General features: G+C 62.2%; 21 protein-coding genes and 4 pseudogenes. 10 read left to right on the top strand and 15 right to left on the bottom strand.

The features are described 5' to 3' along the window. Positions 1-97: 97 nt before the first annotated feature. The 4 genes from IC608_RS06800 to IC608_RS06785 form a co-directional block, all read right to left on the bottom strand. On the bottom strand, positions 98-1,210 hold the full coding sequence (locus IC608_RS06800) for an AlbA family DNA-binding domain-containing protein (RefSeq protein ID WP_191773881.1): 1,113 nt from the start codon (positions 1,208-1,210) through the stop codon (positions 98-100). Between the two features lie 68 nt (positions 1,211-1,278). Beyond that, positions 1,279-1,980: a hypothetical protein gene (locus IC608_RS06795; RefSeq protein ID WP_191773879.1), complete on the bottom strand. Its 702-nt coding sequence runs from the start codon at positions 1,978-1,980 to the stop codon at positions 1,279-1,281. 3 nt (positions 1,981-1,983) lie between these two features. Next, positions 1,984-2,394: a thermonuclease family protein gene (locus tag IC608_RS06790; RefSeq protein ID WP_191773877.1), complete on the bottom strand. Its 411-nt coding sequence runs from the start codon at positions 2,392-2,394 to the stop codon at positions 1,984-1,986. 348 nt (positions 2,395-2,742) lie between these two features. Beyond that, entirely contained in the window at positions 2,743-3,483 is a 741-nt protein-coding gene (locus IC608_RS06785; RefSeq protein ID WP_191773875.1) for an NYN domain-containing protein, read from the bottom strand. 247 nt (positions 3,484-3,730) lie between these two features. Here IC608_RS06785 and IC608_RS06780 point away from each other — a divergent pair, with 247 nt between their 5' ends. The 5 genes and pseudogenes from IC608_RS06780 (at position 3,731) to IC608_RS06760 (ending at position 7,245) form a co-directional block, all read left to right on the top strand. Further along, on the top strand, positions 3,731-4,057 hold the full coding sequence (locus IC608_RS06780; RefSeq protein WP_191773874.1) for a hypothetical protein: 327 nt from the start codon (positions 3,731-3,733) through the stop codon (positions 4,055-4,057). A gap of 49 nt (positions 4,058-4,106) precedes the next feature. Beyond that, a pseudogene (locus IC608_RS06775) lies at positions 4,107-4,823 on the top strand (HupE/UreJ family protein). Positions 4,824-4,835: 12 nt separating this feature from the next. Beyond that, positions 4,836-5,582 carry a hypothetical protein gene (locus IC608_RS06770; RefSeq protein ID WP_191773872.1) on the top strand — a complete coding sequence of 249 codons (747 nt, stop codon included), beginning with the start codon at positions 4,836-4,838 and terminating at the stop codon, positions 5,580-5,582. 60 nt (positions 5,583-5,642) lie between these two features. Beyond that, positions 5,643-5,918, top strand: a complete 276-nt coding sequence (locus IC608_RS06765; RefSeq protein WP_191773870.1) for a metal-sensing transcriptional repressor — start codon at positions 5,643-5,645, stop codon at positions 5,916-5,918. A 1-nt stretch (position 5,919) separates the two neighbouring features. After that, positions 5,920-7,245, top strand: coding sequence for an MFS transporter (locus tag IC608_RS06760; RefSeq protein ID WP_191773868.1), 1,326 nt, complete (start codon positions 5,920-5,922; stop codon positions 7,243-7,245). Positions 7,246-7,321: 76 nt separating this feature from the next. Here the strand turns inward: IC608_RS06760 and IC608_RS18560 are convergent, their stop codons facing one another. Further along, positions 7,322-7,522, bottom strand: coding sequence for a tripartite tricarboxylate transporter permease (locus tag IC608_RS18560; protein WP_428055130.1), 201 nt, complete (start codon positions 7,520-7,522; stop codon positions 7,322-7,324). After that, positions 7,499-7,636, bottom strand: a pseudogene (locus tag IC608_RS18060) (transposase); the annotation flags it as partial. The gene IC608_RS18560 and the pseudogene IC608_RS18060, both read right to left, overlap by 24 nt. A 328-nt stretch (positions 7,637-7,964) precedes the next feature. On the opposite strand from IC608_RS18060, the pseudogene IC608_RS18055 reads away from it, so the two are divergent. Further along, positions 7,965-8,186, top strand: a pseudogene (locus IC608_RS18055) (integrase catalytic domain-containing protein); the annotation flags it as partial. Between the two features lie 49 nt (positions 8,187-8,235). Here the strand turns inward: IC608_RS18055 and IC608_RS06750 are convergent. The 8 genes from IC608_RS06750 to IC608_RS06715 form a co-directional block, all read right to left on the bottom strand. Beyond that, positions 8,236-9,816, bottom strand: a complete 1,581-nt coding sequence (locus IC608_RS06750) for an alpha-L-fucosidase (RefSeq protein WP_191773864.1) — start codon at positions 9,814-9,816, stop codon at positions 8,236-8,238. A gap of 17 nt (positions 9,817-9,833) precedes the next feature. Then, positions 9,834-12,290 (bottom strand): hypothetical protein, encoded by a 2,457-nt coding sequence (locus IC608_RS06745; protein WP_191773862.1) that lies wholly within the window; start codon positions 12,288-12,290, stop codon positions 9,834-9,836. Positions 12,291-12,314: 24 nt separating this feature from the next. Continuing rightward, positions 12,315-13,544 (bottom strand): HAD hydrolase-like protein, encoded by a 1,230-nt coding sequence (locus IC608_RS18440; protein WP_210316266.1) that lies wholly within the window; start codon positions 13,542-13,544, stop codon positions 12,315-12,317. Further along, positions 13,541-14,590 (bottom strand): ABC transporter ATP-binding protein, encoded by a 1,050-nt coding sequence (locus IC608_RS06735; protein WP_191773860.1) that lies wholly within the window; start codon positions 14,588-14,590, stop codon positions 13,541-13,543. The genes IC608_RS18440 and IC608_RS06735 overlap by 4 nt, the downstream gene beginning before the upstream one ends. Then, entirely contained in the window at positions 14,583-15,617 is a 1,035-nt protein-coding gene (locus tag IC608_RS06730) for an ABC transporter ATP-binding protein (protein ID WP_210316265.1), read from the bottom strand. The genes IC608_RS06735 and IC608_RS06730 overlap by 8 nt, the downstream gene beginning before the upstream one ends. Before the next feature lie 4 nt (positions 15,618-15,621). Next, positions 15,622-16,755 (bottom strand): ABC transporter permease, encoded by a 1,134-nt coding sequence (locus tag IC608_RS06725; protein ID WP_191773858.1) that lies wholly within the window; start codon positions 16,753-16,755, stop codon positions 15,622-15,624. A gap of 10 nt (positions 16,756-16,765) precedes the next feature. Next, positions 16,766-17,752, bottom strand: a complete 987-nt coding sequence (locus IC608_RS06720) for an ABC transporter permease (protein WP_191773856.1) — start codon at positions 17,750-17,752, stop codon at positions 16,766-16,768. Between the two features lie 94 nt (positions 17,753-17,846). Continuing rightward, the gene (locus IC608_RS06715; protein WP_211200068.1) at positions 17,847-19,754 is read right to left on the bottom strand and encodes an ABC transporter substrate-binding protein; all 1,908 of its coding nucleotides are present in this window, start codon (positions 19,752-19,754) and stop codon (positions 17,847-17,849) included. Between the two features lie 381 nt (positions 19,755-20,135). Here IC608_RS06715 and IC608_RS06710 point away from each other — a divergent pair, with 381 nt between their 5' ends. Further along, positions 20,136-21,227 (top strand): ROK family transcriptional regulator, encoded by a 1,092-nt coding sequence (locus IC608_RS06710; RefSeq protein WP_191773854.1) that lies wholly within the window; start codon positions 20,136-20,138, stop codon positions 21,225-21,227. Positions 21,228-21,230: 3 nt separating this feature from the next. Here the strand turns inward: IC608_RS06710 and IC608_RS06705 are convergent, their stop codons facing one another. Next, positions 21,231-22,277, bottom strand: a complete 1,047-nt coding sequence (locus tag IC608_RS06705) for a LacI family DNA-binding transcriptional regulator (RefSeq protein WP_191773852.1) — start codon at positions 22,275-22,277, stop codon at positions 21,231-21,233. Between the two features lie 328 nt (positions 22,278-22,605). Here IC608_RS06705 and IC608_RS06700 point away from each other — a divergent pair, with 328 nt between their 5' ends. From IC608_RS06700 to IC608_RS18555, 3 genes and pseudogenes are all read left to right on the top strand, one after another. After that, the gene (locus IC608_RS06700) at positions 22,606-23,688 is read left to right on the top strand and encodes a CehA/McbA family metallohydrolase (RefSeq protein WP_191773850.1); all 1,083 of its coding nucleotides are present in this window, start codon (positions 22,606-22,608) and stop codon (positions 23,686-23,688) included. A 36-nt stretch (positions 23,689-23,724) separates the two neighbouring features. Continuing rightward, a pseudogene (locus tag IC608_RS06695) lies at positions 23,725-24,252 on the top strand (efflux RND transporter permease subunit); the annotation flags it as partial. A gap of 285 nt (positions 24,253-24,537) precedes the next feature. Then, positions 24,538-24,825, top strand: a complete 288-nt coding sequence (locus IC608_RS18555) for an Imm74 family immunity protein (protein ID WP_191773848.1) — start codon at positions 24,538-24,540, stop codon at positions 24,823-24,825. The last annotated feature ends 75 nt before the right edge of the window (positions 24,826-24,900 follow it).

Here is a 24,900-nt window from a genome sequence, read left to right as displayed (position 1 = left end):
TTTAAGTCAGGGCGAGCAGGTTTCTTTTCCCCCACACCTATCCGGAAGTGCCCCACGGACTTCACAACTCGGGTGGGGAAGTTGGCGGGGAACTTAATCAGGCCGCAGGGGCTGGCTCTGCTGCCGGAGCTTCTGCCGGTGCGGCAGCCAGGCTATCCTCGTACGCCTTGATTACCTTTTGCGACGCGAAGCTCTGCAGGGCCTTGAGGGGTTCGGCACGCATCTTGACCTTCAGCTCGTCGATGCCGGCACGGGTTACGTAACGCCGCCTGATTTTGGTATCGAACTCGTGGTACGGCATCTCCATAAGCCCGAACCCCTCGAGCAGTGGCTTGATGCCCGATGTCGGCAGGGAAACGTCGTTGCCGAAAAGCTCCCTGACGAGCGGCAGCAGCGTTTCCGCGACCTCACTCGGCAAGTTCTTGTCTGCGTCCTCCATCGGCGCGTGCACTACCTCGCCAAGGGAGACCTTGCCGACTACCAAATACGCCGGCGAGCTTTCGTCCGTGCTCTCGGTGAAGCGCCCGTGATCGATGAAATTCATCGACTTGGCCGTTTCCTTAGAGACGTAGAGGTTTGTAGCCTTCGCCGGATCCCCGAAGCTTGTTGCATCTACGACGCCGACCTTCTCGTACCCGACACGCTCCACCGCCTTGAGCGTCTCCATGATGATCCGCAGGCGTCGCTCCTCGCGCTCGTCGAGCAGGGCCCTGAATTCAGTATATAGGATTGGGCTGGTCTGGGCCGAGTATCGATAATAGACAGTCGCCTCCCGGATGACGACGTCCTGGCGGGGGTTCCCGCCCTGGGCATCATGCGTCAACTTGCTCTGCGTCTTTTGGCAGATGACAGGTCGATCGACACCCGGCTGCACACAGAATGCCAGCAGCGTAAGGCCACCGACTTCATACGACCTGCTCTCGAACGGGATCTCGGGGGAGAAGTCAGCCTTGAGCCGGGTAGTAATCTCCGCTTCGTCCATGAAGCCAGCGGGGTCGGTGCCGACTATCAGCCTCGGCCTGTCAGAAACGCCGAAGATGATGGTTCCGCCGAGCGCGTTGGCGAAGGCTGCCATGGTGCGTTCGTACGATGCAAGTTGGCCCCTAACAAAACTCTCCTTGAACTCGAGCTTGCGGCTCTCGCGGCTCTTGACCTTCAGCGTGGCGACGTCGAAGTCGATCAGGTCCGACAGATTATCCGGTAGTCCCATGCAGTTGCCCCCAACCCCGCACCAAATGTGGCAGCGGTTCGTCAAGCCGGCAAGCCTCAGAACAGAACCTAGGAGCCACCTCGTTCCCGAGCCCGCCGGAACGCAGCCAGCCGCAAAGCACGCTCTTGGGGTTGGGGACGGGTGGCGAGGAAATCAGCGAGGATGTTCCGTGTCATCCGCAGCGCGATGAAGAACGTATCGGCGAGGTGGAAATAGGCGTGCTCAGGACGTTGGGCATCAACCCCAGATAGATTGAAGAAGGCGCCCATACTAAGGTGCACCAGCTTCGATCGGATGTTCTCACCGTCCAGATGGACGAATGCGGACGTATCCTCGTAGGCTTTGGTGACCCATTCATATTCTGCCGACAGCCTCTCATGCAGGATCTTATCGGCTAGCTTGGTGCCGTCACGTGCCCGGAGTTGGCCGTACTTTTTGCCTTCCATGAGGTGGTCGCCGGCAGCTTCCACGTCGGCGACGAGGGTCAGACCGAACATTCGCATGGCGGTTTCGATCTGCATGCGGACGATCGCGGATGCCGCTATGGTGTTTCGCTGCTCTACCAAGGAGCAAAATGCATGGGCGTTCGACGTGGACTTCGTCACCGCGGCCAGCGAGTACCACTCCACCTGTTCGAGAATACTCCCGACCGGGGCATACGTGTCATCCGGCAGCCGCTCGATCTCCAATGCCATCGCTCTGATCCTGGCCAGCCGCGACGTCAGGTCAGGTACGTCGTCCAGGAAGATTTCCTTGGTCTCGACCGGCATGCGTTAGCACCAGAACTCGTCGCCATTCGGCCAGCGCCTGGCCAGCCCTTCGCTTATGAGGATATCTCCGACGTCCGTTCCGCCGATGCGAATGGTCGCCAGGGTCCTTCCATAGCGGTCGGTGTTGTGGGCCTCGACCGTGAAAGGGTTATCGTTGAGCAGCTGCAGCAGCCGCGCGCTGGCCCGTTTCGCCAGCGCCACCTCGGCTTGGCCGCCGCAGATATCGTTGTAAGGCTCCGGGGTGTCGTAGCTCTCGAGCCGCAGGTTCACGCCTTGCAGCCAGATCGTGTCGCCGTCGACCACGCAGGTGGTGCGGTCGCGCCCGCACATGCTGAAGTTGACGCGCCACTCCTGGGCTTGAACCGGCAGCATTCCGAGCAGCGCGATGGCTGCAGCGATAATCGGTAGTCTCATGTCTCCTCCAGAGCTGCCTTCTTGTTGCAGCGGAAGGGCGTGCAGACAACTTTATTTGCACATAAGCGGTCCGCCGGCGGGCAGATCCTACTTACAATGGCCAAGCCGACCGCCCAGCGCAGCGTCCGTAGCAACCGGCATCCCGCCGGCACCGACACCGTCCGCCGGTTCGCGGACGGCCCGGCCCGTTCGACGCAGCCCGTGCAGCACACCGTCCGTGCCGACAACGTCGACATCGAGGCAACCGGTGCAACGTTCTCGACCGAAGCGGACCGGCCGCTTTCAGGAACGAGGAGCGGCGGAGTGAATGGCCGGAATGGGGCGCAAAGGCGAAAGCTCCCTCGACGGTCAACTGCGCTTTTTTCTTGGCTGCTGTTTAGCTCGGATGCGAAGTGCGCGTCCTTCGGGGTGATCGAGCTCAAACGCCTCAGTTTGCCGTACGAGATCGCTAAGCTTGCGGAACCCAAAAGTTCGCGGGTCGAAGTCGGGGGCTAAATTTGCAAGCTGATTGCCTACTGCGCCGAGCGGCACCCAGCCGTCTTCGGTGTCCATCTGCTCAATAACCCGCATCAAGATTGGTACTGCATCCGTAGGCAACTGAAGTGGCGCAGCTTTTGCGCTCGAGTCCTCCACGTTCGCCGGTGCCTCGGGCAACAGGTTTTCGGTGTAGACGAACCGGCGACAAGCCTGCCGAAAACTTTCCGGCGTCTTCTGCTCGCCGAACCCAAACACATCAATGCCCTGCTCTCGGATGCGAGCAGCAAGCCGCGTGAAGTCACTGTCCGATGACACCAGGCAGAAACCGTCAAATCTCCCGCTGTGCAGGAGGTCCATAGCGTCGATCACCAACGTGATGTCGGAGGCATTCTTCCCAGTTGTGTAAGCGAACTGCTGTTGGGGAATAATCGCGTGCTTCGACAACACGTCAGCCCACGCCTTCGAACGCGAGCTGGAAAAGTCTCCATAGATGCGCCGGACACTCGCCTCGCCGATTTTGGCTATTTCCTCGAACAGGCCATCGGCAATTCGGGCAGAGGCATTGTCGGCATCGATTAGGACGGCGAGCCGGGGGGAGCGAGTGTCTGGCATGAGCAAATCCGTTGGCAACCATTCAACATGGCACCTCCGAGGGACAAGCAGTCAAGACCGATTGGCGCTCTAACTAAGCGTCTGCTCTTGGCAAGTCGTTGCCTGCTCCTCCATGGCCGGAATGGGGCGCATTCCCGATCGGCTGCTCACGACCCCATTCCGGTCGTTGGCCGCGCCTTTTCAGCTGACTCAAAGCGGACCTCGAAAGGTTAGCGGCTTCTTAACGTCAATGCCGCAATCTCCTCTCATGTCGTTTCGCAAACTGACATCGCTGATCCTGATGGTGCTGGTTCTCGCCAGCGTCATGTTGGCCGCGCCGGTCTCGGCCAATGCCGCGCATGTCTTGTCATCGGCCACGATGATCGAGGACCTGGAGAGCCACGGCGATTCCCACGCTGGCGATGTTTCCGACGCACACGACTCCATAGAGCATGCCCATGACGTGCCCTGCGGGTTACCGATCTGGGCCCTCTCAACGCCCGATCTGCCGCAGTCCTTCCTGGTCAGTCTCCTCGACACGTTCACCGAGCGAGCGCCCCCGGGCCTCGAGCGCCCACCCAGACAGGTCCTGTGATCCGACGCGCCTTGACCGGCGCCGTTTCAACGCATCACGGATAACCCTTATGTCCCTGCATCTTTCGCGGGCGGGTCGGCCATCATGGCTGATCGGCAGTCTCGCACTCTTGGCTCTGCTCGCCTTGACCGGCGCTGCCAATGCTCATGGCGTCGACACAAGCGACGCCGGCTATATCGCCGAAATCACCGGCTGGAACCTGCTGCCCTATGTCTATCTCGGGGCCAAGCACATGATCACCGGCTACGATCACATCCTGTTCCTGCTAGGGGTGATCTTCTTTCTCTACCGGATGGAGCATATCGGCATTTACGTGTCGCTCTTCGCCATCGGCCATTCCACCACCATGGTGCTTGGCGTCTACTTCAACTGAGCCATCAGCTCCTATTTCATCGATGCCATTATCGGGCTCTCGGTGGTCTACAAGGCCCTCGACAATATTGGTGCCTTCCAGCGCTGGCTGGGCTTCCAGCCCAATACCAAGGTGGCGACGCTGATCTTCGGCCTGTTTCACGGCCTCGGCCTCGCCACCAAGGTGCTCGAATACAACATGTCCTAAGATGGACTCCTGCCCAATCTCATCGCCTTCAATGTCGGGGTCGAAATCGGGCAATTGGTGGCGCTCGCGACAATCCTCATCGTCATGGGCTTTTGGCGCCGCACGCGCTCGTTCTGGACCCTCGCCTATTCCGCCAATGTCGCCATGATGTGCGCCGGCTTCGTGCTGTTCGGTTACCAGCTCGTCGGCCTCGTGGTCGTCCCGTAAGGACCTTTCGCCATGTACAACACAGACTTCCCCAACAAGGCCGACCTGCCCACCATGGAAAAACTCGTCCGCTCGACCATCATCGCCAGCGTAAGCGCCGTGGCCATCCTGGTCACGGTAGTCCTCCCGTCCGAGTACGGACTGGATGTCACCGGCTTCGGCCGGCTCACCGGGCTGACGACGATGGGCGAGATCAAGATGCAGCTCGCCCAGGAGGCTGCGGATGAAGAACGGCTGAGTGCGCAGATGCGCGCCGGCCTCGGCCCCGACACCGCATTCACCCCCGCGACCAGTGCCAGTTCGGCTGAACTGCAACAATTGGCGCAGCGCGTTGCTGCCCTCGAGCAGTTGCTTGTTCCGGCGCAACCGGCATCAGTGGCGACCGCTCCGCTCCCCACGACAACGGCCCCGGTCGAAGCCGTCGAACCGGTAGCCGCCGCCCCGCAATGGCGCGATGAAGTCACATTCACCCTGACCCCGATGGAAGGGACCGAATACAAGCTGGTCATGGCAGCCGGTTCGGTCGCCACCTATGAATTCGTGGTCGACGGCGGCGTCATCAATTTCGATGCACATGGCGAGGGCGAAGGCCAGTCGCTGACCTATGAGGAAGGCCGGGGGGTTGCCTCCGACAGCGGCCAGCTCGTTCCACCGATTTCAGGAACGCATGGCTGGTTCTTCCGCAATCGGGGTGACCAGGACGTGACGGTGACGCTGCGCACCGGTGGCGATTATCAGGAGCTTCGAAAGCTCATTTGACGAGCAAGGGGGCGAAATTCGCCCCCTTGACTCATCCCCCCAGGGGGATACGCTGGCCGCATGAATGAACATGTCCATGCCTCCCATCCCGATATTGTCAAGCGCCTCAAGCGCGCCGGCGGTCACCTCAACTCGGTCATCGCCATGATCGAGAGCGGCAAGCCTTGCCTCGATATCGCCCAGCAATTGCATGCCGTTGAAAAGGCCATCACCCAGGCCAAAAAGGCGCTGATCCACGATCATCTCGATCATTGCCTCGAAGACGCTGTCGGAACGCTGGACGATGACAGTCGCTCCACGATCGACCAGTTCCGCGACATCGCCCGGTATCTCTGACATGCTCTCCATCCTCGCCAATCGCACCTATCGTCACCTGTTCACGGCACAGATCGTGGCGCTGGTCGGCACCGGGCTGGCCACTGTGGCTCTGGGGCTGCTGGCTTTCAGCCTGGCCGGCGACGATGCGGGCGCGGTGCTCGGCACGGCCCTGGCCATCAAGATGGTCGCCTATGTGACCGTGGCGCCGGTGGCCTCTGCCTTTGCCGAGCGTCTGCCGCGGCGGGCGATGCTGGTCAGCCTCGATCTGGTCCGGGCGGCCATCGCCGTACTGCTCCCGTTCGTGACCGAGATCTGGCAGGTCTACATCCTCATCTTCGTCCTGCAGTCGGCATCAGCGGCCTTCACGCCGACCTTCCAGGCCACCATCCCGGACATCCTCCCGGACGAGCGGGATTATACCCGGGCGCTATCGCTATCGCGCTTGGCCTATGATCTGGAAAGCGTCGCCAGTCCCTTGCTCGCGGCCGCCTTGCTGACAGTCATGTCTTTCAACAACCTGTTTGTCGGCACCGTCATCGGCTTCATAGTATCGGCGCTTCTGGTCGTGTCGGTGGTATTGCCCAGCCCAAAGCCGGTTGCCCCCCGCGGTATCTACGACCGTACGACGCGCGGCATGCGCATCTACCTCAAGACACCCCGATTGCGCGGCCTTCTGGCGATGACCTTCGCCGTCTCAGCCGCCGGGGCCATGGTCATCGTCAACACGGTCGTTCTTGTGCAATCGCGTTTCGGCCTCGACCAGCAGTCCACGGCCTTCGCGCTCGCCGCGTTCGGCGGTGGCTCCATGCTGGCGGCATTCGCGCTGCCCCGGTTGCTGGATCGATATGCCGACCGGCCCGTGATGTTGTCCGGCGCCGGCATTCTGGTGCTGACGATGTTGGCGGGGAGCCTCTTGCCGTCCTATGGCGTGCTGCTGGCCCTGTGGTTCGTCATCGGTATCGGCTATTCCGCGACCCAGACGCCGTCTGGCCGGCTGATCCGGCGCTCGTCTCATCCCGAAGACCGGCCCGCCCTTTTTGCGGCACAGTTCGCCTTGTCGCATGCCATCTGGCTAATCACCTATCCGCTGGCCGGCTGGCTCGGCGCGACGGCCGGATTGCCCATAACCTTTATCGTTATGGGTGCTTTCGCCACACTTGGTATGGCCGCTGCGCTGTGGCTGTGGCCCGCCGCTGACCCGGTCGAGCTGGAACATGTCCACGCCAACCTCCCTGCCGACCATCCGCATCTACAAGGTTCACGGCATGTGCAGGCAGGGCACAGCCACAGCCATGCTTTTGTCATCGACAGCGATCACGTGATGTGGCCGTACGCTGCGCGTTAAGCCGTCTGGATTGGCTCGATCCTGATCAGAAGCGGACAGTCCGAAACCCTTCACCTTGTATGCCGTCTGCAAGTTATCAACTTTTGCCTGAAAGCTGCCATTTCCTCCGCGGCCAGACATGAGTGTCATGCACGCCGATGATGATGGCCGCGATGGCGTCGCCGGGGATGCCGAACACGAGCGAGGGGATGAACCCGCCGCTGACTGCAGCATTGTTGGCCGCGCCTGCGGCCGCCAGGTTGGCCTTCAGCCCATGCCGCCGGGCAACTTCGCTCACTGTCGCCCCCGGCCGCAACGTCTCGGCGACAATCCGCGCCTTCACCTCATCGGGCCACTGCCGATTGCGACGCCGCCTCCCGCCATTTGTGAGAACCTCCATTGCAGCGTCCATGGAGAAACTCCCGCTCTGAAATCAACCAGTGCGCAATCCCATGGCCGACACGAGCATGGAAGGTGGGGGTAGGACACCGCTTACGGAAGAGGCACTGCTGCAAGAAATGCTCGGAGCTTCGGCTAGCCGCCTAGTCGACGAACTCGAAGAAAGGGAGCCTGAGCATGACTGACATGCCTCAGCTCGGCCTGGGGCCGACTTGTCGTGGGTGTAGCTCGGGTAATCGCCATATCAACCTTTTGAAATCCCGTTCCACTTCCGCAGGCTCGGTGCCTCGCGGCCTCATCTCGCTGGCAACACTGAAGTGGATTTGCGCTTCAGCGGCGGACTGCGCATCCTGGCGATCGTGGACACCTTCTCGCGGTTCTCGCTCGCGGTTGATCCCAGGTTCAGCTATCGTGGGGAGGCAATGGTTCTGGCGCTGGAAAGGGTCTGTCGCTAGGTCGGCTATCCCCAATCAATCCGTGTCGATCAAGGCGCCGAGTTCATCTCGCGCGACCTCGACCTATGGGCTTACCAGAAGGGCGTCGTGCTCGACTTCAGCCGACCGCCGCGACTGGCGTCCCCGCGGCTCAGAGCTGCCGCTCAAGTTGAGATGCCTAGCTCAAACCGCGTCCACTGATCCGCAGAACCAATCCGAAGGCGTGTCCAACCCGCTCCGGGATGGTGAGGTGGAGGCCGGTCTCATCTCGAGAGAAGGGGATCGTTGCTTCGGATCCTATGACTTCCACGTGCTCAACTTGCCCAGTGCCGGTTGCGGAGTTATCGGCGAGCGAGGAGATGCTGAGGGGACCTGACTTTGGGCCCAGTGTCGCGGCGTAGACCGTGTTGTCTTTGGTAGTGAAACGGACGTCATCGCCAGAGAAGGGGCTAACGGAGGATTCACCAAAGAGGCCTTCGGGAAGAGTTGTGGGGCCTTCGCCTGAGACGCGCCAAGGACGCGAGCCAAAAATCGCTTCCCCATGCCGTGCATTCCAGTCGCCGATCTCCTCGACAATGCGCCGTTCCTCGGCATCGATGGTGCCGTCGCCCCTGATCGGCACGCTGAGCAGCAGGTTGCCGTTCTTGGCGACGACGTCGCATAACCTGTGGACGACCGAAGCAGCTGATTTGTACTGCTTGTTCTCGAAGATATCTCGCCGATAGTGCCAGTCGCCGATGCAGGTATCGGTCTGCCAGGGGTGGGGGATGATCTCGGAGCGAAAACCGCGTTCGACGTCTTCCACCAGGGCCCCGGCGCGCTCGCCGGGCAGGAGCTTGGTGTTGAGCACCACCTTCATGCGCCCGCCATTCCAGCCCAGGGACGCATTGTAGAAGTGGGCGGCCATGTCGAGACCGGCCTGACCCAGGGGCAGGTCGTGATTGTCGAAATAGAGCAGGTCCGGCCTGTACCTGTCGACCAGGTCACGGCAGCGGCGGTACCAGCTTTCGGCGAAGGCTCGATTGGCCTCCGGCGGCGCCTCGTCCCAGATGCCATCGTGGGCTTCGTGCCATTGTTCCGCGCTTTTCGCGTCGGTTATGCCGTCGGGCAGGGGCATGACCGCGCCGCCATAGAGGTCCTGCGGGTCGAGGCCTTCCCAGAAGGTGCCGGCCCCATCTTCTTTCGTCAGTTTTGACGCGTCATAGCGTTCGCCGGCGCGATTGCCTTCCGGATCATAGCCATAGGCGGGCTGCCACCAGTGCCAGACATGGGCACCGTGGTTGGAGGCCCCGAATTTGAGCCCGCGAGCACGGGTCTTCTCAGCCCAGATGCCGACGATGTCGCGCATCGGTCCCATGCGAGTCGAATTCCAGCCATGCCAGCGCGAGGCATAATTGTCGAAATTGTCGTGGTGATTGGCCATGGCCACGAAATACTTCGCCCCCGCCTTCACATAGAGATCGAGCAGGTCGTCGGGGTCCCAGTTTTCGGCCTTCCAGTCACCGATCACGTCGATAAAGCCGGCATCGGCGGGATGGCCGTATGTCTTGCGGTGATAATCGGATTGCCAATGGCCCTGCACGTACATGTGCCGCGCGTACCAGTCGCCAGCTTCGGGCTGGCACTGAGGACCCCAATGCGCCCAGACTCCGAACTTGGCGTCGCGAAACCAGTCGGGCGGACGGTACTGGCTCTTGAGGGAGTTCCAATTGGGTTCGAAGGGCCCGGGTGCGATCGGTTCGGCACGATAGTGAGGCATGACGGATCGTCGCGGCGTCAAGGCGTCGAGCGCACGACAATGGCAGGTTTGGCCGTGAGCTGCGCGGTGCGCTGCTCCTCCTCAGCCGACCTAGTCCAGCTCAGGGTCAAATCTTGCCTGCCCGGGCCGGCAAGGACGAGCCGTGTGCCGTCATCCTTGAGATCAAGCCGCAGTGCGGCGGCCTGAGTGGCGAACTTATCGAGATCCTGGCCTTCGGCGGTGATCACGGCCCAGCCCTGCTCGCGGCCAAACTGGCGGTATTCGAGGCCTGCACCCGGGCCGGTCACGATGGCGTGCAACGGGGACGTCGCCTTGTAGGCCACCATGGCCGTGCCGGCCCGCAGGACGAGGGTGTCGCCGCGCACGATATGCTCGACGCCGCTGTTGGAAGCGTAAATGTGGGTGAAGTCGAGCCGGGCATCGGTGTTGAGGCGATAAAGGACGAGGGCGGTGCCGCCTTCCTGCAGGACGCGCGGCAGATTGCCGTTGCCGGCCCAGTAGGACGGTCGCTGGTGGCCCCACGGATCGTCCTCGCCGGGATGGTTGATCCAGCTGCGGGCCATTGGATGGGTCGCAAAGCGCAGGTCGATGACGTGCTGCTGATGTCCGTAGCCGCCGGCGCGGGCGCCGCTATTGGTGGACAGCTGAATGGTCTCAGTCTTGTGCAGCGTGAGCAACGCGGCCGGGCCATAGCCTTGCCGGTATTGCGCTGAGATGGTTTGGCCAGCGCCCGGCTGGGCGTAGTGCTGGAGGTCCGCCGGCGGTTCGTAGCGGCCGGCCGCAAAGAGGGGCAGGGAGGCGACACCGCTGTTGAGCCAGCCTTTGCCGAAGGCGACGGCGGCGAAGGGGGCGAGTTCGGTCAGGGGACCGGCGCGCAGTTCCTTGTCATAGGCGCGACCCATTGAGCCGGCCGGTACGGCGTTGAGGGTATGGAGCGAGAGCATGGTGAAGATGCGATCGCAGAGGCCCTCGGCGCGCGAGGCGATGGGCTCGGGCGCGAGTTCGGCGAGGGCGAGCAAGCCGATGAAATCGACGGGATAATAGGCCGATGAATTCCACTCGGCGAGACCGTCTTCCTCGACGGCGTCGAACCAGAGGTTTAGGCGCTCCGTGGCGATTACGGCCTGCTCGCGACCGGTGCGGCCGGAGGCGGAGAAGGTTGCGTTGGGCCAGGCGAGGCCGGCGAGAAGTTGGGAGACGTGGAAGCAGAGCGCGTGGTTTTCACTCCAGAACCACATGACGTCATTGCCGGGCTCATCCACCCAATACCGGAACCCCTGAAGGACCTGCTCGAGCCGCGTCCGCAGATCCCGAGGGAAGCCGACAGCATGGCGGTGATAGGCCCAGAGAAGGGGGACGGCAACAAAGTCGGCGCAGTCCCGTCGTTCCTCGAGCGACGTGAGCGTGTCCTCGAGGATGGGGCGAATGCGCGGGTCGTCGTTATGGCCGGTTTCGAAAAGCGCGACGACCGTACCCATGCGGTGTTCGCCGTGGCGAGCCGCGTGATCGAGGGCGACGCGCTTGCGGGCGGCGAGGTCGCCGGGGATAAACTGAGGCTCGAGGGCGTGGAGGACGGCGCAGCCGATGACACGCTCGACGCGGGATTTGCCGATGCAAAAAATCAGAGGGACATTATAGTAGCCATCGTCCAGTTCGCTGGCATGGCAGACAAACACCTCGGTGGCGCCGGCTCTGAGGGTTATCCTGCGTCTGAGCGCGCTGGCATGGGTGTGCGATGTGCTGGCGAAACTGACCTCGATTTCGACATCCATCGCTGACGGCGTATCGAAGAGGAGAACCACGTCCTCATCTGCACTCGCACTCATCACTTCGCCGCGGCAACGGACCTGGGCGGCAAGGGCCTTGAGGGAACCCGCCTGTTCACCGATCTCGGCGCCGGGGAGGAAAATGTCGAGCTGGACCTTGTCGATCAGGCTGAGCTCGAAGAACCAGTTGGTGTCGCGTTCGGCGATCTCCTCGGTCAGGATAATGACTTCGCTGCCAGTGGCCTTGATCGGCAGGTGGACAACAGTATCGTGCGACTCGTTGCGCGTGAAAGGTTCGAAACGAGCTGCAAGTTCGCCCTCGACCCAGATATGGATGCCGCCGCAGGTGGTGAGGCGGAAGGAGCAGTAGCGATCTTCGGGCGCGGCAATTCGCGTTCTGCACCAGCGGTTGAGGCGGGTAGGGCGGTATCGGAACTGGGTGAATTCGACGCGGCGATTGCTGCCGGGGAGGTTTAGGCTTTCGACTTCCCAGTCGGTCTTTAAGGAAACGGTGCGAGTTGCCACGTCGCGCCAGGTGGCGACGCGACAAGGAAGATCGCCGACGTCAACGAACCCGTTGATATAATGATAGTTTTGCGAATCTCGCGCTGGAGCGGGTGTGCCGGGATAATAGATTGCAGTCGTGGGAGAGAGCTCCCAGGCGGTCACGCTGTCACCGCGGGAAATGGTCAGCAATGGCACGGACATAGTTAGCCTATCGTTAGCATTACGTTAGCGTTGGGCGAAGGGAGCGCGGTGTTTGGTCAGCACTTCGAGCCTTTCCAGGAGGCCGGGCAGTTCCGCCGGGGCCTCGATGCGATAGTTGGGCACTTCGGAAGCATCGGCGGGGACGTGGGTGCGCAGGGTCGACCACGCCATGAAAACCGACGTGATACCGAGCGCATTGGCGCCGCAGATGTCGCGCGAGAGATTGTTGCCGACCATGACGGTGCGCCAGGCATCGTCCCGAGTGAGGCCAGCGGCGGCGAGCGCGGCGTCGAACATGCGGGCATCGGGTTTGTGGACGCCGACATCCTCGGAGATGATGTGGGCGTCGAAGTGATCCCAGAGACCGTGATGGGTCAGCATGTTGACGAAGGTCTGGCGCGGACCATCGGCAACGAGGATCAACCTGTGACCAGCGGCTTTCAGACTATCCATCATCTCCTTGGCGCCGGGGATGAGGTCGGCGCGGATGACGACTTCGCTACCCGGTAGTTTGACCTCGGTGCGCTCGTCGATGAGAGTATCGCCGCAATCGAGAAAAATGGCGGCAAAGTGGGACTGGTCGGTTTCGAGGTCGGTCATGATTTCAGTAACGCGCTGCGGGATGGTGGCTTCGAGTTCCGGCCAGGGGAGGAGAAGCCTCGGGGTCGCTGAGGCCAGGTAGGTGTGGCTGGGCACAAAAGCATCGGCGGCCATCTTGAGGCGGGCGAGGCGGTGGCGTCTTGGGGTGGTGATGTAATCGCCGCGTTGGGCGAAGAGATTGCCGAGATGCACGCCTTCGACGCCAGCGAGTGAACCGCAGAGGCTGGCCAGCTTTTGACGGTCGGCAGCGGTCATATGGCCGGGCTGGGCCCAATGGGCGTGCTTGCCGGCTTCGACGTAAAGGATCGGGTGGGTCGCATCCATCTCCGGAAGGCCGGGGCCGATGTCCATGGGCTTGCGGCCACCATGGGCGGACGCTTCGACGCGGATGACCTGGCCGGTTTCCCCGACATGCACCCAGACATGCTCGAGGTCATAGAGGTGACCGATGTCCCAATCGTAATAAATGGCGTATTCAAGCGTCAGGGTGCCGGCGGGATCGATCTCGAACTTGCTTGAGGGCGAGTGGCCCGGGCTGCGGAAGACGGTATAGCCCAGGGCGTGGGGGAAATAGGGCTCGGCGCTGTCAAAGCGCAGATGTGGCGCATAAAGCGCCGCAAGATCGGCATCGACCGGCAACAAGTTTTCTGTCACGCGACTGCCCCGACAAGAGACAGCTCTTCGGCAAAGTGGCAGCGCACCTGCCGACCGCCTTCAACCGTCCGCAGGGCAGGCACTTCGGCGCTGCACTTCGCCTGGGCATAGGGGCAACGGGGATGAAAGGCGCAGCCGGCCGGTGGATTGGCCGCATTGGCGATCTCGCCCTTGAGCGGCACTCGCTTCCGGATGCGATTGCCGCGCGGGTCGGGCTGCGGCACGGCGGCCATCAGCGCTTCGGTATAGGGATGGAGCGGCTTGGCGAACAACTGCTCGGTCGGCGCCACTTCCATCAACCGTCCCAGATACATCACGCCGACCCGGTCTGAGATGTGCTCCACCATGCCCAGATCGTGGGTGATGAAGAGATAGGTGAGGCCGAATTTCTCCTGAAGGTCCTGCAGCAGGTTGATGTTCTGCGCTGCCACCGACACGTCGAGCGCCGACACCGCCTCGTCAGCCGCAATGAAGCTGGGGTTGAGTGCCAAGGCCCGGGCAATGCCGATGCGCTGGCGCTGTCCGCCCGAGAAAGCGTGCGGATAGCGGTTGATGAATTCGGGGCGAAGGCCGACCACCTGCAGGAGTTCGGCCACCCGGTCGCGAATTTCGCCCTGGCTGCCGGCGCCGTGGATGATCATCGGCTCGCCCACCAGCTCAAGCAGCGTCATGCGCGGATTGAGCGAGGAGTAGGGATCCTGGAAGATCATCTGCATCTCCCGCCGCACGGCACGCATTTCCCGATCCGAAAGCTGCGAGAGATCGATGGTGGAGCCGTCTGACTGGCGGAAAAGGATTTGTCCGTCGGTCAAGGAATAGGCGCGCAGCATCAGCCGGGCGACAGTGGATTTCCCGGAACCGGATTCGCCCACCAGACCGAGAGTCTCGCCCTTCCTGATGTCGAGCGACACATCGTCGATGGCTTTGACCTGTCCCACTTCGCGCCGCAGCCAGCCGGCATGCACGGGGAAATACTTTTTGAGGTTGCGCACCGAGATCAGGACGTCATCGGGCAGCGCTGAAGTTTGCATCGATGCCTCAGACATGAGCCGGCTCCTGCACGAACTGGTCGGCGATATGGCAGCGCGACATCTGGTTGCCGAAGCGCTTTTCAGGCGGCGTTTTGACATCGCAGAGTCCGGCGATCGCGTGGCTGCAGCGCGGATTGAAGGAGCAGCCGGGCGGCACGCTGAAGGGGTCGGGCACCATGCCGGGAATGGTCGGCAGGCGCCGCCCCTGATCGACGCCGAGGCGCGGAATCGAGCGCAGCAGTGCCTGCGTGTATGGGTGCTTGGGCGCATAGAAGATGTCGTCGACGGTAGCCGTCTCGACGATCTTGCCCAGGTACATCACCGAGACGCGGTCTGCGATGTCGGCCACCACGCCAAAATTGTGGGTGATGAAGATGATCGCCATCCCCAGCTCGGACTGCAGCGATTTCAGCAGGTCAAGGATCTGGGCTTCGGTCGTCACGTCCAGCGCCGTCGTCGGCTCGTCGGCAATCAGCAGGCTCGGGTCGCACGAAATGGCGAGCGCAATCATGGCGCGCTGGCGCATGCCGCCCGAAAGCTGGTGCGGATAGGCGTCGACGAGTTCCCTGGGACGGGGCAATTGCACCTTGGCGAGCAGGTCGATGGCCCTCTCGCGCGCCGCTGCCTTGCCCAGCTTCTTGTGCAGTTGCACCGTGCGCATGATCTGCATGCCGATGGTGTGCACCGGCGACAGGGCCGTCATCGGCTCCTGGAAGATCATCCCGATATGATTGCCGCGCACCTGCCGAATGGCCCGGCTGTTGCGCGAAAGGGACGACAACTCGTACTCCTCGCCGGTGCGTGGCCTGAAGCTGATCCGCCCACCGGGCTCCACAGCCTTTTTGGGCAAGAGGCGCATGATGGAGCGGGCAGTGATCGATTTGCCAGAGCCGCTTTCGCCGACAATGCCGAGCACTTCGCCCTTGTTGACGTGGTAGGACACGCCGTTGACGGCCTTCACGAGGCCTTCGCGCATCGGAAAGTGGACCTGCACGTCGTCGAGTTCGAGCAACCGCTCGGCGGGCATGGAGGATGGGCTCATGGGTCTATTGTCCATAGGGGTCGGCCGCGTCGCGCAGGCCATCACCGAGGAAATTGAAGGCGAGGACGGTGAGAACCACCGCAGCGCCCGGCGCAAGCAGCCAGGGGGCCATGGAAATGGAGCGCAGGTTCTGCGCGTCCTGCAGCAGCACACCCCAGCTGACCACCGGCGGCCGAAGGCCGAGGCCGAGGAAGCTGAGCGCGGTTTCGCCCAGGATCATGTCGGGCACGGCCAGGGTCAGCGCCGCGATGATGTAGGAGGTCATCGAGGGCAACATATGCTTGGTGATGATGCGGTATTCCGAGGCGCCAGCGAGCCGTGCGGCGAGCACATAGTCCTCGTTGCGGATGGCGAAGAACTGTCCGCGGACCACGCGCGCCAGGTGCGTCCAGCCGATCAGTGCCAGGATCAGCGTGATCAGCACGTAGACGAACAGCGGGTCCCAGGCGATGGGGAGCGCCGCAGCGAGACCCATCCAGAGCGGAATGGTGGGGATGGAGCGGATGAACTCCATCAATCGCTGGATCGAACTGTCGATCCAGCCGCCGAAATACCCGGAGATCGAGCCCAGCGTCAGGCCCAGCACGAAGGCGAAGGCCACGCCGACGAGCCCGGCCGAGAGGCTGACCCGGGCGCCGTGCATAAGGCGCGAGAACACGTCCCGCCCCAGATCATCGGTGCCGATCAGGTTGATCTGGTTGCGCCGATCGTCGATGCCGAAAAGGTGGATGTTGGACTTGAACAGTCCGAAGAAATTGTAGTCGTCCCCGGCATAAAAGAGCTGGATGGGCAGCACCTTCTCGAGATCGTCCTCGAAATGCACTCGGGCGGTTTCGGGGTCGCGTTCGCGCTTGAGGCCATAGACGAACGGGCCCACGAACTGGCCCTCGTGAAACAGGTGTATGCCCGTGGGAGGAGCGAGCGTGCGCAGCCGCTGGACCTCGAACGGATCGTAGGGCGCCACCATGTCCGCGAAGATGGCCGCGACGATGATGATGCCGAGGAACCAGAGCGAGATGACGGCGAGCGTGTGCTTGGTAAAGCGGCGCCACACCAGTTGCCACGGCTTGGCGGTATAAAGATCTTCCTGACGGGCGGCCGACTGAGGCGCAGCGGCCGGGAGGGTCTGGTCGGTCATGGATGGTGCCTCACGCGTACCGGATGCGCGGATCGAACCACGCCAGGAGGATGTCGGAGATCAGCGTGCCGATAACGGTGAAGACGCTGAGAACGAGGATGAAGCTGCCGGCCAGATACATGTCTTGCATCTTGAGGGCCTGCAGCAGCAGCGGGCCCGTCGTGGGCAGGTTGAGCACCACGGCCGTGATGATGTCCCCCGAAAAGAGTGCCGGCAGCGCCCAGCCGACCGTTGAGATGAACGGGTTGAGCGCGACGCGGACCGGATAGCTCCAGACCACCCGGCTTTCGCTCAGGCCCTGCGCATAGGCCGTTTCGACATAGGGCTTGCCCAGTTCGTCGAGCATGTTGGCGCGCATGACGCGGATCAGCCCGGCCGCGCCCCCTGTCGCCAGCACCACCAGCGGGATCCAGATGTGCTGTAGAAGGTCGATGACCTTGGCCACGCTCCAGGGCGCCGACTGGAACTGGGGCGAGAACAGGCCGCCCACGTTGAGGTTGAGATAGACGAAGCTGATCCAGAGCAGGATGAGCGCGAGCAGGAAATCGGGAATGCCCTTTCCGAGGAACCCGAACACCGTGAACACGTAATCGAGCACGGAATATTGCCGGGTCGCCGAGTAGACACCGACGGGAATGGCGATGATCCAGGTGAAGACGAGGCTCAGCGTGGAAATGGCGAGCGTGATCGCCAGCCGATCCCAGATGAGGCTCGAGACCGGCGCGTTCCACTGCAGCGAATAGCCGAAATCGCCGTGCAGCACGATGTTGCTGATCCAGCGCCAGTATTGGACGACCAGCGGATCGTTGAGCCCATATTGGGCGCGCATCGCCGCTTCCTGCGCCTCGGTGATGTATTCGCCCTGGTGCCGCAGCTCGGCAGCATAGGCGGTGATGTAGTCGCCCGGCGGCAGCTGGATGATGACGAAGGCGATGAACGAAATGAAGATCAGCGTCGGGATGGCCAGGAGGGCCCGCCGAAGGATGAAGGCGATCATGCTGGTATTCCTCCCCCCAACCCGGTTGATCCGGCCGGAGACACGTCAGAACCCGGAGCCACACGACGGGCGGCTCCGGGCAGGGCTTGGTGGACTATTCCTGACCGAGCCAGAACTGCTGCGTGCGCGCGATGCCCACGCCGCGGAAGATGTCGTCCTGAACGAGGTCCTCTTGAACGTTGTGCATGTCGTTCGCCACGATGGTGACCACGGTACCGCCGCCATAGACGCCGATGATGTAGCCGGCGTTGACGAAGTCTGAGATCATCTCGTTGACGGCGGCATCCGCGTCTTCGAGATTCTTGGCCTGGGATGCTTCGTCCCAAGCGTCGAACATGGCAAGGACAGGGCTGCCTTCAGGCGGCTCCATGCCGCTCTCGCCTTCGGTCTGGTACCACTTGAAGTACTCGTTGCCGAAGGACTGGCTGCCCAGCATGAGGCGCGGATCCGCCGGCACGTAGGTGAGCCGGTCGAAGGCCATCCATTGCAGCTGGAAGTCATTGTTGTCGCGATTGTTGTCCCACTGCGTGCGATCGATGATCCGCGGCAACAGCTCGATCCCGACATCGGCGAACATATCGGCGAGAATTTCCAGCGTCTTGGCGTGGGCCGCGTCGTTGGCTTCGATGGTCAGCGTCAGGCGCTGCCCGTCGGGCCGCAGGCGGAACCCTTCGCCATCGCGTTCGGACAGGCCGGCCGCGTCGAGCAGGCTGTCGGCTTCGTCCGGATCATATTCGGCCCAGTGCGTCGCCAGCTCTTCCTTGTAGTAGGGAGAACCTTGAACCGGCGCCGTCTGCACCGGGAACGCCAGGCCTGACTGCGTCAACTCGATGATTGCCTCGCGATCGACGGCAACGGACAGGGCATGGCGGAAGTCCGGGTTCTGGAAGAGGGTGCGCAGCACCTCGTCCGTCACCGTCTGGTTGGGCACGATGGACCAGACATTGGCGTCGCGGCCAGCAACCACGTGGTAGTTCCCGCGGTCCTCGTTCTCCTTGTAGAAGGTGTAGTTGTCGAGCGTCATGCCGCGGGCCTGCATGTCGATCTGCCCCTGGGCAACCATAAGGTTCAGGGTTTCCGGGTCCTGGTAGAGCCGGTGATCGATCCGATCGATATAGGGAAGCTGGTTCCCCTCCTGGTCGACCGCATAATAGTAGGGGTTGCGCACCATGGTCACGGTTTCCGCCGGGGCCGGCGTTTCGATCTTCCAGGCCGTCAGCACGGGCAGATCGGGATTGGCCCACCAGGCGGTCGCGGCGCCCTTGGAACCCCAGAGATCGGTCCACTTGGCGACGTTGAACTTCTTGGCGCCCGCAGCCAGTTCTTCGTCACTGGCGTAGTGATTGTTGTACTGGCTCAGATAGTGCTTGGGGAACACGAAGCTCGGGCGGTCGAGGCTCGGCTCGCCGGTGGAATCCTTGGCCAGGATCTGCAGGAAATAGACATAGGGCTGCGCGAACTTGACTGTGAACGTGCGCTCGTCCTGGATCTCGACTTCCATCGGCTTGCCACCGGGCGCGAAGGTGGGATCGATATTGGGCACGATGTCGGTGTTGAGGAACACGTCCTTGTACCAGAACTCCACGTCCTCGGTCGTCACCGGCTCGCCATCGGACCACTTGAGGCCATCGAGCAGGGTGAAGGTGAATTCCGTCGAAGTGTCGTTGACCGAGTAGCTCTCGATATAGCCGGGCTTGAGGACGGCCTCGCCATTGGCGTCGGCAGACCATTTGAGCACGCGCTCTTCCATGAGCTTGGTCGGCCCCCAGCGATCGCCGGGGCCGCTATAGGCGCGGTGCCAGGTGCCGCCATACTGGCCCACCTCGATCGCCTCGACCACCGTCGGGTTGGCTGGCAGGCGCTCGTCGACAGGCGGCAAGCTGCCCGCGTCCACCATTTCCTTGAGCATCGGCGATTCCTGGAATGCCCAGGCCGACACCGTCAACGCCGCCGTTGAAACGGCTGCCAGCGCTATGCGCGCAACCCACTTTCTGGTCTTCATCTCTCTCCCCTTTTCAGCCTCTGCCATGCTCCCGCATGTCGGCAACTGCGTAAAACTCCGGTAACGTACGCCAAAAATATTTTCATTAACGTCCGCTCCTCCTCGGCAGGCTGCAAGTTCTGCGGCATCTTTATCCCAGAATTCGCTTGATTTCAGCCTGTACTCCAGCATCCTTGCTTTCATCAACGGCCGAAGCAATACGAAAAGATTTTCACGATCGATGATTTGTGTGTGCCAGAGGGTATTTTTGACGGAGCTAGTATGGAAGATTCTCTGGTGCATCAACGCTCTAGGGTGGCGCGGCTTTCAGGTGGAACAGGCATTCGGCCGCAGAATAAAAATTCACAGCCTGGTTACTTACGCCCCCTCGTTGAGTGCCTGATGGCCTGTGATGGCATCCAGCGGCCGGCCCTGGCCCGCAAGCTGGGGCTGTCGCGCCAAGCCACATCGGACCTTCTGGCGGGTCTTGAAACGCGGGGGCTGGTGGAGGTCAGCGGGAGCCTGAAAGGTGTCCCGGGGCGCTCCGACCTGCTTTATGCCCTGCGAGACCGTGCCGCCGTCGGGCTGGGCGTCGATGTGGGCGGGACCAAGGTGGCCGCGGCCCTTCTCGATTTGCGGGGCAGGGTTTTGGCAGAACGCGCCGAACCCACCGACCGCGGCGGGCCGCCGCGCCTGATCGCCCAGATCAGTGCGCTCGCAGACACTCTTTGCCGGGATGCCGGCGTTCCCCGCTTTCACCTGCGCCAGGCGGTGGTGGGCATTCCGGCGGCGGTCGATCCGCAGGACGGGCGGCTGACGCTGGCCGGCAATCTTCCGGGCATAGAAGGACTATCCTTTCGCGATCCGCTTCAGGCAAGCATGGGCGCAACGGTGCGACTGGAAAACGACGTCAACCTCGCCTTGGTCGCCGAGATGGCGCATGGCACGGCCTGCAACTGTGGAAACGTCCTGTTCGTGGGCCTGGGGACGGGCATCGGCGGCGCCCTGGCGGTTGAGGGGCGTCTCGTGCGCGGCGCCTTTGGCGGTGGCGGCGAACTCGGCTACCTGCCTCTCTGGGGCCTCCAGGCAAAAGGTCTTGCCCCGCTCGAGCGGCGCGTGGGCGAAGCAGGAATCCGCGATCATTACGTCTCCCTGGGCGGCGAAACCGAGCACTCGGTGCGGGACATCTTCGACGCTGCGACAGCAGGTCATCCTGCAGCCGCCGCCGCTCTCAATGAAGCGGCGCGTTTCGTGGCGCAGGGGGTCGTGTCGGCGCTGGCTCTGCTCGACATGGAGATGGTGGTCTTTGGCGGCAGCATCGGCGCGCGCACCGAGTTCATCGACAGGGTGCGCGTGCATGTCGAGACGAGTTGGATGCGGCCGGTGGCGGTCGTGCGCAGCAGCGCCGGCAGCCGCGCCGGCCTGCTGGGAGCCGTGGAGACCGCGCACCAGTCCTTGCTCGATGAACTCTTCGGCCCGCTGCCCGCGGGCTGAGGCTCAGGTGAGTACGCGAACGCTCTTGCGCACCGTCAGCCGGCAACCCAGCTCCAGCCGGTGCGCCGGGGGCTGCGCGGCAGCATTGACGATGCGCTGCTCGAGCAGGTGCAGTGCCGACAGGCCGATATGGTCGAGCGGCACGCTGACCGTGGTGAGGCTGGGAGACACGAATTCACCCAGCGCAACGCCGTCGAACCCGACGATCGAGAGATCCCTTGGCATGGAAAAGCCATCCTGCTGCAGGGCCGTCATGACGCCCAGCGCCAAATTGTCGGCGGCGCAGAAGACCGCGGTGATGCCGCCCAGTCCCTGGTGCTTGTCGACCCAGCGCCGGATCGCTTCGGCCCCCATCTCCGGCAAATAGCCCGCAGCGTGGTGAATATAGGCTGTTTCGAGCGAGAGGCCGTTGGCGCGGAAGGCGTCGAGAAAACCGTCGCGCCGGCGACGGATCGTGCTTCTACCTTCCCATGTCAGGTGCAGGATGTTGCGATGGCCCTGCGAGATCAACCAGTTGGTGGCATAGCGGGCGGCGAACCGGTTGCCAGGCGTCACGCTGTCGATCTGCATTTCCTGGTCTTCGCCGTTCATCAGCACGGCGGGGATGCCGGACTGCGCGATCTCCGCCAAAAGGTCGGGCCGGTCCTCGTTGAGCAGCAGGATGCCATCCACATCCTGCGCCCGCGCTTCGGCAACCAGCTGCGCGGCATCGACAACGGGATTGTCCACTTCCAGCGGCACCACGCGGATGGAGCGGCGTTCGCACTCGCGCATCAGCGTGCTGAGCAGCGTCCAGGAGAAGAGGTTGTATTGGCTGTGCGGCAGCGTATCGCTGGGCACGGCAAGCAGGATGCTGCGGATGACCGCGATTGCCGCCTTTTCACGGCGCTTGGCGAGATAGCCGAGGTCGCTGGCAGCGTCGAGCACGCGCGCCCGCACTTCCGCCGAGATCGGCGCGGTGCCGTTGAGCACATGCGAGACGGTGGAAACGGAGACGTCTGCCGCTCCGGCGACGTCCTTAATCCCCACTTTTCCCGCGCCTCGCGCCATCGATTCTCGCACAGTCCCCGAACCAGTCCCCTCGGTCCGCCGCGGGTCGACCCACAGCCAGCCCTGTTCCGGCACGCATTTTATATCGTGGGCAGAACGCCTTTGGTCAATCGAGGAACCGACGCGTATTTGCGATCCCGGCCGGAGTCCGGCCGCCTTTGCTCTCGAATCATCATACCCTGACGGCGAGATGGGCCGCATATCGCCAGACCCTCTCGCGCAACTGAGTGATCCAAATGCCTCGTATCGCCAAGCTGAACCGCAAGCTCGCCCTCTTAAGCGAGCGCGCAAGGTCTTTTCGATTTTCACCCCGGCGTTGCGGTGAACAATGACGGTTTCACCCCAGCAATCCGGCATCTGGCTCAAGGGCGATTGGCACATGCATTCCTGCCACTCGACCGACAGCACGAACAACACGCCCTCTCGGATCATCCGTTTTGCGGAGCGTATGGGTTTTGACTATCTGGCGATCACGGATCACGACGTGCATGTGCAGGGTGCCGTGGCGCAGCACACTTGGGTTGATCCCGAATACAGGTCGGATCTTGTTCTGCTGTTCTATGGCGCCGAACTCACGGCGCCGCGGGGGCACGTCAATATTTTGGCGGCCGAACCCTATGACCACCAGCGTGTTTTCGATGCGCGCAATGCGCGGGACTGGAACCTTCTGAAGCTCAAGCAAGAGCTTGGCATCCACTGGTCGGCCAATCATCCGAACCATAAGAACCACTACGGTTTTTCCTTCGACCTCGCGGATTCGGTCGAAATCTGGAACACTAGCGTCTGGCCCAAGAACGTGGCTAGCGTGCGCATCTGGGACGACCAGTTGCTGTCCGGACGCATGATCGGGGCGCGCGGTGGCAGCGATAATCACCATGGCATGCCGGACGACCCGGCGCTGATCGGCCCGCTGACCAGAGAAGCAACAGGCAATTATGTGGGCACGCCCACGACCTGGGTTTTTGCGGCCGAGCGGTCGAAGGCGGCGCTTCTGCAGGCGCTGAAACACGGCAGAGCCTCCATCAGCTCCAATCCGTACAATCCGCGCGTGGAACTGGTCGCCGATTGCGATGGCGATGGACGGTTCGAGACGACGATGGGTGACAATGTCATGCCCTCCGGCGGTCCGGTGACGTTTGAAGTCCGCTTGTCGGAGGGCGGGATCCCCCGGGCGAATTATGAGGTGCGGATCATCAGGAACCGCAGCGAATTCGCCACCATTTTCACCGATGCAGTGACGCGCACGGCGCGTTTCGTCGACAGTCCACATGCTGACGAATGGACCTATTATCGCGTGGAGGTGATGGGGCCGCAGGCGCCTTACCCCGAAGTGCCCAATTCGATGGCGTTGAGCCAGAACATGGTGGCGCTGTCCAACCCGATCTATTTCAACTTCGATCCGTCGTTTTAGCTTGAATAAGTCGGGTGGGCACTGAATATCCGGTCGGGCCTCTCCTATCAGGAACGGCTCTCGGGCTCGCAGGCCATCCTGCTCTATGGCGTCTCGATCCTCGTCGTCTTCCTCTGCCTTGCCGCGCTCTATGAGAGCTGGCTGATCCCGATCTCAGTCATTTTGGCCGTTCCCGTCGGCGTCGCCGGCGCCCTGCTTGCAGCCTACCTCTTCGGGCAGAGCAATGACGTCTACTTCAAGGTGGGCCTCCTCACCACAATGGGTCTCGCGGCAAAGAATGCGATCCTCATCGTAGAGTTCGCACGCGAACTGCGGGACCAGGGGCGGACGGTGCTTGAGGCTATCCTTGAAGCCGCTCGCCTCCGTATTCGTCCGATCGTCATGACCTCGCTTGCCTTCCTGCTCGGCGTCCTGCCGCTGGCCACCGCCACCGGTGCCGGTTCGGGAGCGCAAAACTCAATCGGCATCGGGGTTATGGGCGGCACACTAGCCGGCACTCTGCTCGGCATCTTCTTCGTTCCGGTCTTCTTCACCCTCATCCTGCGACGCAGGAAGGAGACCTGAACGCGGGCTGGGACGGTTGAGCGTACCGTCTCGGCCCAACCTTATCAGTGACAAAGAATTACGTCTGTTTCTCCGCTAAACTGTCTCTAAGCCGACGTTCCGCTTCCCACCCCGAGGTTGCCGGTCAACAATCGACCCCATTGCGGTCGTAGGCCTAGAAAGATTGCTTGCCAAAACCCGACATTCTCCTTCGAGCGGCCACAGCTTCCTTGCCAGCGAAGGCCACTTAAGCAAGATGGAAACAGCATCCTACGTCACGACCTCAAGGGGTTCGGTCCTCGCTCCATGACCATATTCAACACGCCACGTCCAAATGTAATCGAGAGCAGCGAGGGCTATCGCGTGGAAGTTCTTGGCAGAACTGGTGTTCAGTATACAGAGGGTCAGAAATCCATGCAGATCGACTCTGAGGTATTGGCGGGACCAAGTGGCCTTGTCATTTACACCAATACGATCTCGGCTTGGGATGCCCCAAATCACGTCGTGCGAATTGAGGATTTGGATCGTGCACGGATCATTGGGAACATAAGGGCTGCTTTTAAGTTTCGAGGCTACGATATCGAGGTTATTTAGCGGCCCGTCCTCGGGCCTACTCAGGTTGCCCTCAGGGGGACTTCCTCAATGCAGAGGACTTCAGGCGGTCGACCA

The sequence above is a fragment of the Devosia oryzisoli genome (assembly GCF_014837245.1).
GTDB lineage: Bacteria > Pseudomonadota > Alphaproteobacteria > Rhizobiales > Devosiaceae > Devosia > Devosia oryzisoli.
The sequence above is the reverse complement of the archived record's forward strand: the minus strand, read 5'-3'. Positions and strand labels throughout refer to the sequence as shown.

Excerpts from the sequence above, each read along its gene's own strand:
- IC608_RS06800 (WP_191773881.1), bottom strand. The coding sequence starts at position 1,210 with ATGGGACTACCGGATAATCTGTCGGACCTGATCGACTTCGACGTCGCC.
- IC608_RS06795 (WP_191773879.1), bottom strand. The coding sequence starts at position 1,980 with ATGCCGGTCGAGACCAAGGAAATCTTCCTGGACGACGTACCTGACCTG.
- IC608_RS06790 (WP_191773877.1), bottom strand. The coding sequence starts at position 2,394 with ATGAGACTACCGATTATCGCTGCAGCCATCGCGCTGCTCGGAATGCTG.
- IC608_RS06785 (WP_191773875.1), bottom strand. The coding sequence starts at position 3,483 with ATGCCAGACACTCGCTCCCCCCGGCTCGCCGTCCTAATCGATGCCGAC.
- IC608_RS06780 (WP_191773874.1), top strand. The coding sequence starts at position 3,731 with ATGTCGTTTCGCAAACTGACATCGCTGATCCTGATGGTGCTGGTTCTC.
- IC608_RS06770 (WP_191773872.1), top strand. The coding sequence starts at position 4,836 with ATGTACAACACAGACTTCCCCAACAAGGCCGACCTGCCCACCATGGAA.
- IC608_RS06765 (WP_191773870.1), top strand. The coding sequence starts at position 5,643 with ATGAATGAACATGTCCATGCCTCCCATCCCGATATTGTCAAGCGCCTC.
- IC608_RS06760 (WP_191773868.1), top strand. The coding sequence starts at position 5,920 with ATGCTCTCCATCCTCGCCAATCGCACCTATCGTCACCTGTTCACGGCA.
- IC608_RS06750 (WP_191773864.1), bottom strand. The coding sequence starts at position 9,816 with ATGCCTCACTATCGTGCCGAACCGATCGCACCCGGGCCCTTCGAACCC.
- IC608_RS06745 (WP_191773862.1), bottom strand. The coding sequence starts at position 12,290 with ATGTCCGTGCCATTGCTGACCATTTCCCGCGGTGACAGCGTGACCGCC.
- IC608_RS06735 (WP_191773860.1), bottom strand. The coding sequence starts at position 14,590 with ATGTCTGAGGCATCGATGCAAACTTCAGCGCTGCCCGATGACGTCCTG.
- IC608_RS06730 (WP_210316265.1), bottom strand. The coding sequence starts at position 15,617 with ATGAGCCCATCCTCCATGCCCGCCGAGCGGTTGCTCGAACTCGACGAC.
- IC608_RS06725 (WP_191773858.1), bottom strand. The coding sequence starts at position 16,755 with ATGACCGACCAGACCCTCCCGGCCGCTGCGCCTCAGTCGGCCGCCCGT.
- IC608_RS06720 (WP_191773856.1), bottom strand. The coding sequence starts at position 17,752 with ATGATCGCCTTCATCCTTCGGCGGGCCCTCCTGGCCATCCCGACGCTG.
- IC608_RS06715 (WP_211200068.1), bottom strand. The coding sequence starts at position 19,754 with ATGAAGACCAGAAAGTGGGTTGCGCGCATAGCGCTGGCAGCCGTTTCA.
- IC608_RS06710 (WP_191773854.1), top strand. The coding sequence starts at position 20,136 with ATGGCCTGTGATGGCATCCAGCGGCCGGCCCTGGCCCGCAAGCTGGGG.
- IC608_RS06705 (WP_191773852.1), bottom strand. The coding sequence starts at position 22,277 with ATGGCGCGAGGCGCGGGAAAAGTGGGGATTAAGGACGTCGCCGGAGCG.
- IC608_RS06700 (WP_191773850.1), top strand. The coding sequence starts at position 22,606 with ATGACGGTTTCACCCCAGCAATCCGGCATCTGGCTCAAGGGCGATTGG.
- IC608_RS18555 (WP_191773848.1), top strand. The coding sequence starts at position 24,538 with ATGACCATATTCAACACGCCACGTCCAAATGTAATCGAGAGCAGCGAG.